General features: G+C 59.0%; 15 protein-coding genes. 4 read left to right on the forward strand and 11 right to left on the reverse strand.

What is annotated here, in order from left to right:
* Positions 1-49 precede the first annotated feature (49 nt).
* On the forward strand, positions 50-652 hold the full coding sequence (locus AC2FFA_RS06335) for an HD domain-containing protein (protein WP_117868057.1): 603 nt from the start codon (positions 50-52) through the stop codon (positions 650-652).
* 38 nt (positions 653-690) lie between these two features.
* Here AC2FFA_RS06335 and speB read toward each other — a convergent pair whose 3' ends face one another.
* From speB to AC2FFA_RS06385, 10 genes are all read right to left on the reverse strand, one after another.
* On the reverse strand, positions 691-1,533 hold the full coding sequence (gene speB / locus AC2FFA_RS06340; protein WP_496850599.1) for an agmatinase: 843 nt from the start codon (positions 1,531-1,533) through the stop codon (positions 691-693).
* Positions 1,530-2,699, reverse strand: coding sequence for a carboxynorspermidine decarboxylase (gene nspC, locus AC2FFA_RS06345; RefSeq protein WP_496850601.1), 1,170 nt, complete (start codon positions 2,697-2,699; stop codon positions 1,530-1,532). Before nspC ends, speB begins: the two co-directional genes overlap by 4 nt.
* Before the next feature lie 104 nt (positions 2,700-2,803).
* Positions 2,804-4,015 carry a saccharopine dehydrogenase family protein gene (locus tag AC2FFA_RS06350; protein ID WP_496850603.1) on the reverse strand — a complete coding sequence of 404 codons (1,212 nt, stop codon included), beginning with the start codon at positions 4,013-4,015 and terminating at the stop codon, positions 2,804-2,806.
* Positions 4,016-4,037: 22 nt separating this feature from the next.
* A complete protein-coding gene (gene speA, locus AC2FFA_RS06355; protein WP_496850605.1) occupies positions 4,038-5,927 on the reverse strand; it encodes a biosynthetic arginine decarboxylase in 1,890 nt (629 codons plus the stop codon).
* A 101-nt stretch (positions 5,928-6,028) separates the two neighbouring features.
* Positions 6,029-7,114 carry a DUF1513 domain-containing protein gene (locus AC2FFA_RS06360; RefSeq protein ID WP_496850607.1) on the reverse strand — a complete coding sequence of 362 codons (1,086 nt, stop codon included), beginning with the start codon at positions 7,112-7,114 and terminating at the stop codon, positions 6,029-6,031.
* 3 nt (positions 7,115-7,117) lie between these two features.
* On the reverse strand, positions 7,118-8,128 hold the full coding sequence (locus AC2FFA_RS06365) for an imelysin family protein (RefSeq protein WP_496850608.1): 1,011 nt from the start codon (positions 8,126-8,128) through the stop codon (positions 7,118-7,120).
* A gap of 3 nt (positions 8,129-8,131) precedes the next feature.
* Positions 8,132-9,679: a di-heme oxidoreductase family protein gene (locus AC2FFA_RS06370; RefSeq protein ID WP_496850610.1), complete on the reverse strand. Its 1,548-nt coding sequence runs from the start codon at positions 9,677-9,679 to the stop codon at positions 8,132-8,134.
* The gene (gene bfr, locus AC2FFA_RS06375; protein ID WP_496850612.1) at positions 9,639-10,124 is read right to left on the reverse strand and encodes a bacterioferritin; all 486 of its coding nucleotides are present in this window, start codon (positions 10,122-10,124) and stop codon (positions 9,639-9,641) included. The genes AC2FFA_RS06370 and bfr overlap by 41 nt, the downstream gene beginning before the upstream one ends.
* The gene (locus tag AC2FFA_RS06380; RefSeq protein ID WP_496683471.1) at positions 10,072-10,365 is read right to left on the reverse strand and encodes a (2Fe-2S)-binding protein; all 294 of its coding nucleotides are present in this window, start codon (positions 10,363-10,365) and stop codon (positions 10,072-10,074) included. Before AC2FFA_RS06380 ends, bfr begins: the two co-directional genes overlap by 53 nt.
* 85 nt (positions 10,366-10,450) lie before the next feature.
* On the reverse strand, positions 10,451-11,722 hold the full coding sequence (locus tag AC2FFA_RS06385) for an imelysin family protein (protein WP_496850613.1): 1,272 nt from the start codon (positions 11,720-11,722) through the stop codon (positions 10,451-10,453).
* A gap of 249 nt (positions 11,723-11,971) precedes the next feature.
* Here AC2FFA_RS06385 and AC2FFA_RS06390 point away from each other — a divergent pair, with 249 nt between their 5' ends.
* Complete coding sequence (locus AC2FFA_RS06390) at positions 11,972-12,529, forward strand: ZrgA family zinc uptake protein (RefSeq protein WP_496850615.1); 558 nt, start codon at positions 11,972-11,974, stop codon at positions 12,527-12,529.
* A 479-nt stretch (positions 12,530-13,008) separates the two neighbouring features.
* On the opposite strand, the gene AC2FFA_RS06395 is transcribed toward AC2FFA_RS06390, so the two are convergent.
* Entirely contained in the window at positions 13,009-13,959 is a 951-nt protein-coding gene (locus AC2FFA_RS06395; protein WP_496850617.1) for a GlxA family transcriptional regulator, read from the reverse strand.
* A 168-nt stretch (positions 13,960-14,127) separates the two neighbouring features.
* On the opposite strand from AC2FFA_RS06395, the gene AC2FFA_RS06400 reads away from it, so the two are divergent.
* Together AC2FFA_RS06400 and AC2FFA_RS06405 are read left to right on the forward strand one after the other, a co-directional pair.
* Positions 14,128-14,838 carry a GntR family transcriptional regulator gene (locus tag AC2FFA_RS06400; RefSeq protein ID WP_496850619.1) on the forward strand — a complete coding sequence of 237 codons (711 nt, stop codon included), beginning with the start codon at positions 14,128-14,130 and terminating at the stop codon, positions 14,836-14,838.
* 7 nt (positions 14,839-14,845) lie between these two features.
* Entirely contained in the window at positions 14,846-15,763 is a 918-nt protein-coding gene (locus AC2FFA_RS06405; protein ID WP_496850621.1) for a dihydrodipicolinate synthase family protein, read from the forward strand.

Consider the following 15,763-nt stretch of genomic DNA (forward strand, 5'->3'; position numbering starts at 1 on the left):
CTGGTTTCGAACTACCCTTCCGCTCAGGACACATGCCAAAGGATAAGCCATGCTGGACAAAAGCCACAAACCCACCTGGACCAGTTTCGAAACAGCCACCAAGGCCGACTGGGACGCCGTGATGGAGTATGAAGAGGCGTATAATGCGGCCCTGCCAGACCGCATCCTTGATGCCATCCGCTCGTTGGACGAAGAATGGACGCCCTATCCGGTCAACCGCTACCAGCACAGCTTGCAAGCCGCGACACGTGCTTATGAGGACGGTGCGGATGAGGAACTGGTGGTGGCGGCGCTGATCCACGATACCGGTGATATCCTGTCGCCCTACAATCACGGAGAGCTGTCAGCGGCGATGATGAAGCCTTACGTCAGCGAAAAGACGTATTGGATTCTCAAGCATCATTGTGTGTTTCAGGGGTACTACTACAACCACCACCTGGGTGGCGACCGCAACGCGCGCGACAAGTATCGCGACAGCCCTTATTGGGAAGAGTGTCGCTATTTCTGCCATGAATACGATCAGAAGGCGTTCGACCCGGACTATCCGACCAAGCCGCTGGATTTCTTTGAGCCCATGCTGCGCCGCGTCCTGAACAGGAGCGAAGGCCATATGGAGTTGAACGAAACCGTCGATGACGGCAAAACCGACTAAGTACCGGATCAGGCGGGCCAGTCCGGCAAATCTACCTGTCAGCAGCTTGCCATCAGTCGATAGACGATCTGTGCTGCGGTGAAATCCCAGGCGGCATTGCCGTTGGGTGCCAGTTCAACCACATCGAAGCCGACGCATTTGCGGCCCTTCACTGCATGTTCCACCAGACGAAGCGCCTGATAATAGCTCAGCCCCCCGGGAACAGGTGTGCCTGTGGCGGGCATCTGCGCCGGGTCCAGCCCATCAACGTCAAAGCTGACATAGACCAGTTCGGGGAAGTTCGCAGGCAGATCAACCGAGTGGATGTGACCCGTCACCAGTTCCTCGGCATCGACATGGAAGACGTGGTTTTTCAGGCGGCTTTTTGCTTCCTCAGTGGAAAAGGCGCGAACGCCGAACTGGGCCAGTGGGATACCTTCCTCGGCCAGCAGATGCATGACCGAAGCATGAGAGTGTTTTTCGCCCTGATATGCGTTGCGCAGGTCGGCATGCGCGTCGATTTGCACGACACCGACGGGCTGTTCCAGCGCGCGTGCCACACCCATGACCGCACCATAGCTGAGCGAGTGCTCACCACCCAGCGTCACCGGCACCTTGCCGGTGCGGACGGCGGCCTCGGTGCGCCGGGCAAGACGCTCCATGACATCCGGCAGCGGGCCGTCGCAATCCAGCGGGGCTTCGGTAAAGATGCCTTCGACACAAGGCTCAGCGTGGCCGGTTATGCGTTCGAGTTCATTGCTGGCCTCGATGATCGCGGCGGGGCCGTCTGCCGTGCCCGAGCCGTAGGAGACCGTGCGTTCCAACGGGACCGGGATCACGTGGAACCGGGCGTCTTCGCTGCGTTCGGAGTCGGTCAATTCACTGTCGAGGAAAATGCTCATGAAAGTCTGTCCTTAAAGTCGTCGTAGCCGAACTGCTTGATGATCCTTAGCTCGTCCGTTTCGCTGTTCCACAAGGCGATCGTGGGCAGCGGCACGCCGTTGAACGTGTTGGTCTTGACCATCGAGTAATGCGCCTGATCCAGAAAGGCAAAGCGCTGGCCAATCTCCAGCGGCTTGTCCCATGTATAATCGCCAATCACGTCTCCTGCCAGGCAAGACGGGCCGCCCAGGCGGTATGTATGGCCTGCTTCGGCCTCGTCCATCAAGGCCGGTCGATACGGGGCTTCGATCACGTCGGGCATGTGGCATGTGGCCGAGATGTCAGTGATCGCAAGAGTCATGCCGTTGGTGGGCAGGTCAAGGATTTCTCCGACTAGAATGCCCGCATCGAGCGCCACGGCCTCGCCGGGTTCCAGATAGACCTCGACGCCATACTTGGCGCGGATGTGTTTGATGAAGTCCACCAGCCCGTCGCGGTCATAGTCGTCGCGTGTAATGTGGTGACCGCCGCCGAAGTTCAGCCATTTCAGGCCGTTCAGGAATGGCGCCAGCGTCCGTTCGACGGCCGCCCAGGTGCGCGCCAGCGGTTCGAACCCCTGTTCGCAGAGCGTGTGCATGTGCAGCCCGTCCACACCTTCCAGAGCAGCGGCGTCCAGTTGGCTGACCGGGGTGCCGAGGCGCGAACAGGGGGCGCAGGGATCATATTTCGCGACCTCGCCTTCGGAGTGTTCGGGGTTGATGCGCAGCCCGACCTGCCGCCCCGCGGCCTGTGCCTTGGCAAGAAAGCGGTCTTTCTGCGCGGGGCTGTTGAAGATGATGTGATCCGAGAGCGCGAGGATTTCGTCAATGTCGGCGTCCTTGTAACCCGCGCAGAAGGTCGCGACTTCGCCGCCATACTTCTCGCGGCCCAGCCGGGCCTCGTAGATACCGCTGGCACATGTGCCGCCAAGGTGCTGCCGGATCAGCGGTGCCAGAGAGAACATTGAAAACGCTTTGAGTGCGCTCAGCACATGCGCGCCGGAGCGGCTTCCGACATCGGACAGGATATGAAGGTTCTTCTCCACGGCCTTCTCATCGACCACGAAGCAAGGCGTGGGCACGAGATTGAGGTCGAAACTGCGGAAGGCTCCGGCGTCACCGGCCTGTGTTGTCATCATATCGGACAAAAACGGCGTCTCCTGAATTGGAGAGGCCGGGGGCGCTGCCCCCGAACCCCCGGGATATTTTGGGCCAGATGAAGCAGGGCGGCCGCGCTGACTGCCCCGAGGGTTCAGAATTCGACAGGGCCGTCGAGTTCGTGAACCTGCCAAGGCAGGCCGTGGGTGTTCAGCATGTCCATGAAATCATCGGGGTCCAGCTGTTCCATGTTCCACACGCCGGGCTCTCGCCAGTTGCCTTTCAGCACCTGTGCCGCTCCGATCATGGCGGGGACGCCGGTGGTGTAGCTGACGGCCTGGCTGCCGACTTCGCGGTAGCATTCCTCGTGATCGCAGATGTTGTAGATATAATAGGTTTTCTCGCCCGAGCCGTCCTTGGCCTGACCTGTGGCGATGTCCCCGATACAGGCCTTGCCTTTGGTTTCCGCGCCCAAATCGCCCGGATCGGGCAGCAGAGTTTTCAGGAACTGGATCGGGATGATTTCCTTGCCGTCATGCATTACCGGGTCGATGCGGGTCATGCCGACGTTTTCCAACACTTTGGCATGGGTGATATAGGCGTCGCCGAAGGTCATCCAGAAGCGGGCGCGCTCGATCTCGGGGAAATGGGTCGAGAGCGACTCCAGTTCCTCGTGATACATCAGGTACATGTTCTTGGGGCCGATTGCGGGAAAGTCGAATTCGACCTTGTGGGTCATGGCGGGCGAGTGTTCCCATTCTCCGTTTTCCCAGTGACGCACCTCGGCCAGGACTTCGCGCAGGTTGATTTCCGGGTTGAAGTTGGTGGCGAATTCCTGATCGTTGGTGCCGCCATTTGCATCCAGCACGTCGATCTGGCGGATCGTGTCCAACTTGTGTTTCTTCAGCCATTTGGCGAAAACGGAAGTCACTCCCGGATCGAAGCCCGAGCCGAGGATGGCGGTCAGGCCAGCCTCTTTGAATCGTTCCTGATAGGCCCACTGCCAGTGGTATTCGAACTTGGCCTCATCTTCGGGCTCATAATTCGCTGTGTCGAGATAGTGAATACCCGCCTCAAGGCTAGCGTCCATCAGTACTAGATCCTGATAGGGCAAGGCGAGATTCACGAGGATTTCGGCACCGGTTTCCTTGATCAGCTTGACCGTATCCTCGACCTTATAGGCGTCCAGTTCGGCCGTCGCGATGTCTACACCTACACGGTCCTTCACCGCTTTGGCGATGGCGTCGCATTTCGATTTCGTGCGACTGGCCAGAGTGATTTCGGTGAAGATGTCCGAATTCATCGCCATCTTGTGCACGGCGGCGTGGGATACGCCGCCCGCGCCGACAACCAGTGTTTTGCCCATGGGGTAGTCTCCTCTCAAGGGGTTATTCGTAATAGGTGTAGCCGTTGATCGAGTCGCGATAGGCACTCATCAGGGTTTTGCGGTCCTTAGCTTTCAGGGTTCCGGTTGAGATCGCCTCGTCCACCATTTTGCGGAAGGCGGCGACGCAGTCGGTCGGATCGAACTCGACATAGGACAGCACCTGGCTGATCGTGTCGCCTTCTTGCTCGTGCAGCAGATCAAAACCACCGTCGGAGCGGAGGTCGATTGTGACGACGTTGGTGTCGCCAAACAAGTTGTGCAGATCACCGAGTGTTTCCTGATAAGCGCCGACGAAGAAGACGCCCATGAAGTATTCATCCTCTTCCGGCAGGGAATGCACCGGCAAGCTGGGCGAGACGCCATCAGCCAGAATAAACCGGTCGATCTTGCCGTCGCTGTCGCAGGTGATGTCGGACAGAACCGCGCGGCGGTCTGGCGTCTTGTTCAGCCCTTGCAACGGCACAATTGGGTGCAGCTGGTCGATCGCCCAGACGTCGGGCAGGGATTGGAACAGCGAAAAGTTGCAGTGGTAGATATCGGCCACTTTCTCGAGCTGGTCGTCCACGTCGGTTTCCAGATCGTCACTGGCTGCCAGTGCCTTGAGGCGGGCCATCAGCGACAGATAGATCCGTTCGGCGCGGGCCATCTGGCGCAGGTCTACGTACCCACGGCGGAACAGTGCGCGCAATTCGTTGCGGTAGAAATTGGCGTCGTTCCAGCATTCCTGAAGCCGATCTTTGCTGAGATAGCCGTGCACCGCGGCAAGGTCCGAAACCATGTGATGATCGTCGGGTTCAACCTCCGGGCCGTTGGGCGCATCGTACAATGTGCTTTCCAACACGTTGAACACCAGCATCGACGACGTCGCCACCACAGCACGACCGCTTTCGGTGACCAGCGTGGGGTGGTCGATCCCGGCCTCATCCATCGCGTAGGCCACGGTTTCCACGACATTGGCGCAGTATTCCTCGACCGTGTAGTTGATCGAGTTTTCAGCCGCCTTCTTTTCACCGGTGTAATCCACCCCCATGCCACCGCCCAGATCCAGATGGGTCAGTGGCACGCCCTCGCGGGTCAGTTCGGTGTAATAGCGGCAGGCCTCGCCCACCGCGCGGCGCACGTCGTTGACGTCCTGTACCTGCGATCCCAGATGCGAGTGCTGCAATTTCAGGCAATGCAGTAGGTCCGCGTCGCGCAGCTTGTCCACAGTGGTCACCAGTTGATCGGTGTTCATGCCAAAGGCTGACCGGTCACCCGAGCTTTCTTCCCATTTGCCACTGATCTGGTTGGTCAGTTTCACCCGCACACCAATCAGCGGTTCGATCCCCAATTCCTTGTAGACTTCGATCACCGTGTCGGCCTCTTTCGGGCTTTCCAGAACGATCACCGTGTTGAAGCCGATCTTGCGGGAAAGGGTTGCCAGTTGGATGAACTCGGCATCCTTTACCCCGTTGCACACGATCAGCGCTTCGCTGGCCAGGCGATGCGCCAGCGCGATCACCAATTCGGGTTTGGACCCGGCCTCGAGCCCATAGTTGTATTTCTTGCCGAATTCGACGATCCGGTCGACGACCTGTGCCTGCTGGTTCACCTTGATCGGGAACACACCGCGATAGCTGCCCCTGTAGCCCACGCGGGCGATAGCATCCCGGAAGCTTTCGTTCAGATGCGCGATCTCGTGTTCCAGATAGGAAGAGACGCGCAGAACCATCGGGGCCTTGATGCCGCGGTCGTCCAGGTCGCTGAGAATGCCGGGCAGGCTGATCGCATCAACCTCGGGCGCCAGGGGATTGCGCAGACCGATTTCGCCCCGCTCCGTCACCTCGATGAGGCCTTTGCCCCATTTCTCAACCCCGTAGATGGAATGCGGTGCGTCCGGCGTCTGTTTCAATCAAGTCGGTCCTTAACCTAGGAGTGCCAGTTTCGCGACCGCCAATACGGCAGCTGTTTGATTCTTCCAAGTGTAAACTATGTGCCAGAGAAAACCGAGTTTTACGCAGGGCGACGGATCGGGATCAGGTGGTTGTCCCACTGACACTTCGCGCGGGACCGGATCACAGGAGGCGCAGTGGTCAAAGCGCCAAACACACCGGTTCCGGTGGTGAAAACCAAACCGCTGATGCCGGATCCAAGACCGCAGACATCCTGAAGCTCGAATGCATCCCTGAATGTGCCACTGGCCACATCGAACCGATGCAGCGCGTTGCCGCGCGGGCAGGTGATAGCGATGGTTGCGCCATCCGCCGAGAACGCGATGCTGCCCGCATAACCCTGTAGCGGGCTCTGATCCTGCACAGGCGCTGACAGAAGGTGCGGGGTTTCCCCCTGACGGTGCAGACCCAGCAAAGGCGGATGTTCGGCTTTGCTGCCCTGCCACTGCATCGCAAAGCCCACCAGCCCGTCGCGACGGACCGCCAGATGGCGGATCGAGTTCTTGTGAAGCGCAGGCGTCAGCGACACCTGTTCCTGAACCAGGCCCGACAGGGAAAGGTATGTCAGATTGGGCTCCATCGTCGGCAGGTTCAGCTTCGTGCGCCCGGTTTCGGGGTGGGTTTCGATCCCGCCATTGGCAATCACAAGCGTTTTTCCACCCGGCATCAGCCGCATGTCATGCGGCCCGACCCCGCCGGACGGGAATTCGCCCAAGCGCGCAAAGGTTTCTGCGTCCCAGACGCCTATGATACCTTCTCCGGCCTCGTAATCGTTTTCCGTGGCGAAGAAAATCGCGCCATTGGCTGAAAAAGTACCGTGACCATAGAAATGCCGACCTTCCGGCGTCATCAGCCGCGCGACCGGTGATCCCGTCACGCAATCAATCACCACGGCAAAGGTGCCCGGACGGCGCGCAAAGGCAACGGCCTGTGCCTTGACCGGATGCGCCGCCGCCGCATGCCCACGCGCGGGCAGGGGCACGGAAAAGAGGAGTGTTCCCAGTGCATCCAGCCCGGCCAGTCGATACGAACCATCCGGAAACAACCCTGCGGCCAGAAACTCCGGCCTGCCCACCGAGGCCCATCCATGGATCGGAGGCAGAGAGGTTGCGGCAAGCCCTGCAAGGAAGCGGCGACGCGATGTCATTGTTCAGTCCCCATCCAGCGAATTAAAGCCTGCGCTGATGCCCAGTGTCGGGCCAAGTTCGGATGAAGCAATGGAGCGGATGTCATGGATAGACTGTTGCAGGGCCTCGATTCGGACCCGGGCTTGTGGGTCCGCGACTCCGGCCAGAGCAGGGTCTTCGATGGATTGGGCGTTCTCGATCGCGCGCGCAAAGGCGGCATCCAGATCGGCGGCAATTTCGGGGTGATCAAAGGCCAACCGCGCCGCAAGATCACGAAGGGCCATCAGCGAAAGCTCGACATGGCGCAATGACCGCTCCGACCGCCACGCTTCGGCGCGGTTGGGGCGCGGGCGATCGAACGTGCCCAACGGGCGACCAAGCCGTGTGTCGGCCGTGAATTCAAGACCCGTGGACAAAGCCTTGAACAGCTCCTGCATGGCTTCGTCCTGTGTTCGGTAGCGGCTGTTCTCGTCGGGCCGGGTCAGGCTGGGGGCATAGCCTTGCCAGTCCTCGGCCATCGCCCGGGCATTGGCATCAATGTCTGCCGAGATCGCCTGAATCAGCGCGCAGCGGTATTCCGTGTTGCCCTGGTTTGCAAAGACGGGATCGAACAGCATCCGTTCGAGCGCAAAGAATCCGCGCCCCGCTATGGATGTCTCGGCATAGGCTTCCGGGTCTTGCACGGCGTTATCCTCGGCCGCGACATGCTGGGACAGGGCCTTTGAGGTGAACCCTTTCGTATCGGGCCAGAACGCCATGGCAAACGCACGATCGTCGACCTCGGTCGGACCGAACCGCAGGTGGCTGGCGGAAATCCAGCTGTCGAAGGCCGCATCATAAGCCGCGCGCAGCGCCGGTGAGGTCGGATCGCAATCCACCCGTGATGCACTGACCAGAGCACCGGCTGTTTCCGGCAGTTTGCCGAACCGGGGCAGGATGTGTGTCTCCGTCACGTCCATCAGGATCGGTGCATGATCCTGCGCCTGCGTGGCAAGCGGCATCATCAACGCGGCAACAAGAGTAAGAATACGCATGGGTCAGAGGCTCTCCAGAAAACGGATCAGGGCGTCGCGGTCAGTTTTTGGCATTGACACAACTGCATCGCGCGCGGCCTGGGCTTCGCCACCGTGCCACAGTATCGCCTCGAGCAGATTGCGTGCTCGCCCGTCATGCAGAAATTGCGTGTGGCCCGAGACGCGTTCGGTCAGACCTATGCCCCACAGCGGCGGCGTCCGCCATTCGCGACCCGTCGCGCGGGCCTCGGGGCGGTGATCCGCCAGATCTTCGCCCATGTCATGCAGCAGCAGGTCGGTATAAGGCCAGATCAGCTGAAAACTGTGCTCGGGCCGATCTTCCAGCCGGTGGGTGACATGAGCCGGAGTATGACACAATGCGCAGCCAGTGGTGTGAAACACCTCTTTGCCGCGCAGCACGTCGGGATCGTCTACGTCTCGGCGACCGGGCACACCCAGATTTCGGCTGTAGAAATCCACCAGGTCCATGCCCTGCTGATCGATCTCGAACTCGCGGGTATCGGTGTCGCCATGCGGGGCCTCGACGCAGTTCACCTGCAAGTCCGTGCAGTCCCCCTGAGGTGCCGGGTAAAGCGGGCTTGAAATACCGATATCCCCGGCAAAGGCTGCGGCAGATTGCTCCATGACTGTCGGCATGCCTGCCTTGTGCCCAAACCGTCCCATCATGGGCGCACCGTATTCAACAGACCAGACGATGTTCGGACGGCCCGAGATGCCATTCCCATCCACGTCATCGGGGTCAGCCTTGGCCAGCAGGTCGTCGACCGGGATCGCCTCCAGCAGCCCAAGCCCGATCATCTGCGGTGCGACCCGCGGGCTCAGCATTGCATCCGGGTGCAGCGGGCCATAGCCCAGATCAGCGGCCCTGTAAGACGGGCGGCGCAGTGACGCGCTCTCGCCGTCAGAAAGTTCAACAGGGACTTCTTCGTAAGAGATATCCAGCCGATATTCCGCCGGATGTCCCGCAAGCGCGAAATCCTGCATCTGCCCGCCATAGTTGGTTTCGGGTCGGGTGGCGATGTAGTCTTCGATCCCGGGATACCCGTCTTCCGGCGCACCGGGGATCGAGACCCGAAGGAACATCGAGACTGCGTTGTCGTCAGGGCCGTTGGGTGTGTGCCCCCGCCCATCCTTGATATGGCAACGCTGGCAGGATCGCGCGTTGTACAGCGGCCCCAACCCGTCAGAGGCCAATGTGGATGATGGTGACGACACCCAGATTTTCTTGAACAACCCGTTGCCGACCTTGAAATCCAGCTCCTGCTCGAAGCTCAGATTGCCCGAGGGTTGCGAGAACGCATCCGCGTCGTTGCGGACCCGGACAGTCGCCGCCCCGGCAGAGAGTTCTTCGAACGGCTGCGACACGCCATAATCCTGCGGGGGCGCGGTCACGGCCGCAATGCGGACGCGCTCCTCGTCGGTGCGGAGGATGACATTCAGATGCAGGTCCTGCAGTTCGGCTGACAGGGAAGGGGTGGCCGCGAGGGCGACCACCGACAAGGCAAGAAGGCTACTCGCCTTCGTCCATTTTCGATGCGTTGAGTTGCGCATAATTGGCTTCGCCGATCCTTTCATACAGGTCGAGCTGCGTTTCGAGGAAGTCGATATGTCCCTCTTCATCGGACATCAAATGTTCGAACAGCGACATGGAGACATAATCGCCAGCCTCCCGACAATAGTCGCGCGCTTCCTTGTAAAGAGCCCTTGCGTCAATCTCGGCGGCCAGGTCGCATTCCAGCGTTTCCTTCGGTGTCTGACCGATCCGCAATGGGTCCAGCTTCTGAAGGTTAGGGTGGCCTTCCAAAAATATGATCCGTTCGATCAACTTGTCCGCGTGGCCCATCTCTTCGATGCTTTCCTCGCGGCTTTTCTTGGCCATATGGCCAAGCCCCCAGTCTTCCTGCAGGCGGTAATGCAGCCAATACTGGCTTACGGCCGTAAGTTCATGCCGCAGAGATTTGTTCAGATATTCGATGACCTTTGGATCGCCCTTCATCAGCTTTCTCCTGTGTTGCTCCGGCACGCAATGTGCGGAGTTGCATCGGTACGTCCAGATTACTAGCTGCCTGCATTGTGTCTAGGAACAGCGGCATGCACCCGCCGCAATCCGCCGACTTCCCAAGGGCATGGTAGATTTTGCCGGGGGTGATGATGGTTCGCGGGTCTGCTCTGCGCATCCAGTCAATGGCTGCGCGGATGTCGTGATCGGATATGTTGGTACAGTGGCAGACAATCATTGTTGTTGGCTCGTTTCGCCGCTTCGGCGGATGATCAGGACGGATTGAAGGGGCCGGAAAGAAAACCTTTCCGACCCGCTTGGAGTTAGTGAAAGACGGCGTCCGGGTTATCCAGGCTGTCGGATCCTTCAAACGCGACCCCGTCCAGCTCCAGCGCGGTAACGATGCGCTCGATGGTCTTGGTCTGATCGACCAGACCGTTGACGCCGCCCATGATCAGGGCCTCACCGCCCTCGCTGCCGCGCTCAAGCATCTGGTCATAGGCAAATCCCGCCTCGGCCGTTGTCTTGACCTTGCCCAGGGCCTGCATGGTGGCGGCCAGTTTCGCTTTCATCTCGGTATCCAGCGCCGGATCCGTGGCGATGACCAGATCGGCCAGAGATGCGCCCGAAACCGGGGTGCCATCTATGCGGGTATAGCTGCCCAGATAGACGTTCTGGATGCCCAGGCCGTCATAGTAATGGCTGTTGTGTGTGTTGTCCGAGAAGCAGTCATGCTCCTCCTCGGGATCGTTCAGCATCAGGCCAAGGCGCATGCGTTCACCGGCTTGCTCACCATACGACAAAGAGCCCATGCCGGTCAGGATCGCGCTGACACCTTCTGCTTCGTTCTCCATCAAGGCTGCGCGTGCCGCACCGCCGTCTTTCCACTGATTCGCCATCCATGCCAAGTCGCTGACCAGCAGTTCGGTCGCAGCGCTCAGGTATTGTGCACGACGGTCACAATGGCCGCCGGTACAGTCCTCGTCCTGCGCGTAATCGGTGGCCGGGCGGTTGCCGGCACCGGCGCCATGGCCGTTCATGTCCTGGCCCCACAGAAGGAATTCGATGGCGTGATAGCCGGTTGCGACGTTCGCCTCGATACCATCTGCTTCGTGCAACGTGTCACTCAGCAGTTCGGGGGTAATTTCGCCGGCATCAATGGTCTCGCCCGACAGTTGGAAGCTGGGATTGGCGATGACGTTCAGCACAGCAAACTCGTTTTCGTCCGTCGCGCCGCCATAAGCCGCGTCAACATAGTCGATCAAACCTTCATCCAAAGGCCAGGCGTTCACCTTGCCTTCCCAGTCATCAACAATGGCATTGCCGAAGCGATAGACTTCCGTTTGCTGATAAGGGACACGCGCAGCAACCCAGGCCGCGCGCGCCGCGTTCAGCGTTGCGTCCGACGGATCGGCGATCAGTGCGTTGACCGCGTCCTGCAACTTCCTGGCTGAAATCAGGCTGTCTTCAAATTTGGCTTCCGCAATATTGGCATAGGTGTTCAGTACATCCGCCTTGGTGGGGGCATCACCCGAGATTGCGGTGGTTGCCATGAAAAACGTCAGAGCGCTGGCAGTGGTGAATAACTTGGTCATAGGAGTTTGGTGCTTTCCTGTCAGAACTGTCGGATCGTGCGGGAATACCCCGCGGTTTTCGCGGAGAAATAACTGAGTTATTTAGTCAGTAATGTCAACCTGAGTTTTATTGTCGGATATAAGCGGGGGCTGTTGAACCCAGCAAGCCTCCCCATATCTGGCGGGCTCCGATCCGAGGGTTAACATTGCGTGGCGGGTGATTCGCGTTAAAATCACTGTTGTGATTCTGTTCTAGGCGGTTGTTGGTTAATGAAGTGCTCTGTTCTGGCCTTGTCTCTCTTCCCGGCAGCTCTTGCTGCTCAGGCGACGCAGATCACGTCCACCCATCACCATGGGTCCGGCCAATTGGATATCGTGCTCACAGATACCGATTTTTCGCTGTCCCTCAGGGTTCCAAGCATTGATATCATCGGGTTCGAGACCCCGGTGGCAAATGACGACGAGCGTACACGAGTCGCCATCGCGATTTCCGAACTGTCCAAGCCTCTGGATCTGTTTGTCGTCCCGTCCGAGGCTGTGTGCTTTACCGTTTCCGCCAATGTTATCCTGACGCATGATATCTCGGGGAACCAGGACACCGCGGGTGAAGGGGTCGCGTCATCCGCGCCGGATGAACATTCGGAATTCCAGGCTGATTACGTTGTTCAATGTCAGAATATGGATGCGCTGAACACAATAGAATTTGCGTATTTCCAGCGGTTCAGCGGGACAAGGAAGCTGAACGTTCGCGTCGGATCAGACGCAGCGACCAGCACCCACGAAATCACCCGTGCCGCGCCTAGTCTGGATGTGGCGCAGATCCGCTAGAGATGGCACTTGGACGCCTGTTTGGCGTTTCAAATGCAGAACCGATGTTGTTGAACCAAGACTACCCCGTCCATGTCCGGGACGCCGCGCGGAAATCGAACACGCCAGATTGAATCCGGAAAAGCTGGTCCCCGGCGCGGGCCTGAAAGCAACAAAGGAACGAAGTCCATCATTTGTAGTTTTGTTGCAATTGGTTATGGTCTTCGTGGGTGCCGGATTTCGTTGAATCAGCAGTCTCGAATTGAGGCAAAGATTAACGAATAAGGGCACAAGAAACTCATGTATGACAAGTTCTCGCAAAACTTATGCCAATATCCAGATCTATTGGTTCATCATCCTGCCGATCTGTTGACTAGTCCGGTTTTAATGAGGGGGTATCTCGGCAGGGTTAGGGGGATGCCCGTTCAGGCCCGTTATGGGCCGATGAAGCGCGGCATCCCCTGCCGTATCGGTCGGGGCAAATCCACCACCAGACAATGTCAGTCGATCTTGTTGCGCTGCGCGTGCGGGGTAACGCCAAAGCTTGACCTGTAGACACGCGAAAAATGGCCCGGGTTTTCAAATCCGCAGGCCACAGCGACCTCGGTGACGGACGCTTCGGTCTGAAGCAACAGTTTCTGGGCGCGCTCCAGCCGCATTTCCATGAAGTACTTCTTGGGTGACGTGTTCAGGTATTTTCCAAACAACCGCTCAAGCTGCCGCGTTGAAATGCCAAGCTTTTCCGCGATGAACGAGGGGGAAATCGGGGTTTCAATACTGCCCTGCATGATGGTGATCGCCTTGGCGAGGTGCGCATTGCGCATACCGTTGCGTGACTGAAGGGAAACCCTTTGTTTGGCCGTGGCATTGCGTACCGCGTTATAGACCATCTGATCCGCCACATCGATGGCCAGTTCCTCGCCGTGATCGCGTTCGATCAGATGCAGCATCAGGTCAGCCGTTGCGGTCCCGCCAGATGCGGTAATGTGCTTTTCGTCGGCCACGAACACGCTGCGCACCAGATTGACCTCGGGAAAGGCCTCCATGAACGCGTCGTGGTACTCCCAGTGGATCGCTGCCTGCATTCCGTCAAGAAAACCAGCCTTGGCCAGCACCCATGCCCCCGAGCACAGGGCGCCGATTTTCGTACCGCGCGCGCGTTCGCGGCGCAGGGTTGCAAGCAGAGGGCGTGTGACGTGGTCACGCATGTGAATGCCCGACAGGACAAACAGCTGATCACATTTGGCCAGACCCTGAAGACCGGAATGCACCAGCGTGACGGATCCGTTCGAGCACACGGCCTGCTCGCCATGTTCGGACACAAAAGACCAGCGGTACAGTTCTTCACCACTCACCAGATTGGCGATCCGCAACGGTTCGACCGCGCATGAAAACGCAAGATGCGAAAACTCCTCGACAAGGATGAATGTGATGTGCCGCGTCTGAGGCATGAGCAATACCGTTTGCAAGCTGGGACAACGCCCAAAACATGAGTTTATTTCGCCGGCTTCCAAGCTGCACGAATTTTAATTGTATACAAGTTGTATTTTTATGGAATACAAAACTGTGACCGCACGCGATTCGACCACGGACGCCGAACAGAAGGATGAGGCCAAAGCATGAAGGACGAAGCCAAGTCTCGCAAAAGCGCGCTAAGAGAGCACCTGAAAGTGTCCATCCTGACGCTGCGCCTGCGCCCGGGCGCCGATCTGGACGAGGCGCATCTGTCGGACGAATTCGGACTGTCGCGCACGCCGCTGCGCGAGGTGTTTCGTCAGTTGGCTGGCGAGGGTTATCTGGACTTGCGGACAAACCGCAGCGCCCGGGTTTCGGAGATGTCCTACACCACCCTGCGCGATTTCTTCCTTGCCGCGCCGATGGTATACGGAGCGATCCTGCGTTTGGCGGCTTTGAATGCGACGAACGCCCAGATCAATGATTTGAAAGAGGCCCAGCAGGCTTTCAAGGCGGCCCTTCGGTCCGGGTCCGGCGAGGACCGTGCCTTGGCCAACAACCGCTTTCATGACGTGACGGGCGAAATGTCCGGAAATGTCTACCTGCTGCCTTCGTTCAACCGGCTGCTGATCGATCACGCCCGGATCGGTATGACGTTTTATCGGCCACAGACTGGTGAAATGTCGGAAAACCTGTCGCTGGCCAGCCAGCAGCATGACGCGATTATCGCAGCCATCGAGGCGCGCGATGAAGCGGCGGCGGCGCAGCTGGCGGAAGATCACTGGAACCTGTCACGCGATCAGATTGAATTGTTCGTGATGCCTGACGCGCTGGATGTCCCGATGGGCGTCACGCCCCTTTCGAAACCTGCATGAGGACGGAATGAACCCGATTTTCAAGTTTGAGGGGATCTATACCCCTGTGGTCACGCCTTATCACGACGATGGCAGCGTGAATTGGGACGCCTTGTCCGACGTGATCGAATACCTGATCGAGAATGGCGTGCATGGCCTGATCTCGGGTGGTTCGACCGGCGAGAACTATGCCCAGACTGTGGAAGAACGGCTGGAACTGGCCAGATTCACGCATGAGCAGTTGAAGGGCCGGTTGCCATTGGTGGTTGGCACAGGCGCGATGCTGACGCCGGATTCTATTGCTCTGGCTTCGGGCGCACGTAAGATCGGCGCAGACGCAATCCTGCTGGCCAGTCCGCCATATTCAGTGCCAACCGACCGCGAGAATGCGTTGAACGCGCTGGCTATCGACAGGGCCGCCGATCTGCCTGTGATGCTGTACAACTACCCGCACCGCACCGGTACGATGATGGGCGAAGAATTCCTTGACCGTGTGGGCCGCAGCCGGAATTTCTGCGGCATCAAGGAAAGCTCGGGCGATATCAACCGGGTGCATTTGCTGGCCCGCGACTATCCACATATCCAACTTGGTTGCGGTATGGATGATCAGGCGCTCGAGTTCTTTGCCTGGGGCGCGCCGTTCTGGGTGTGCGGCGGGTCGAACTTCCTGCCTGCTGAACACGTGGCTCTGTATCGGGCCTGCGTGGTTGAAGGCAATTTCGCGAAAGGTCGCCGGATCATGTCCGCGATGATGCCGCTGATGCGGGTGCTGGAACAGGGTGGAAAGTTCATCCAGACCATCAAGTATGGCGTTACCATGAACGGGATCGACGCGGGCGCGATGCGGCCTCCGCTAAAAGGTCTGAACAAGGATGACAAGCGCGCGCTGGAACAGGTGACCCGTGTGCTCAAGAAGACAATCGCTGACATTGTGGCTGAGGGGTGA

The organism is Ruegeria sp. YTSB088 (assembly GCF_059609825.1).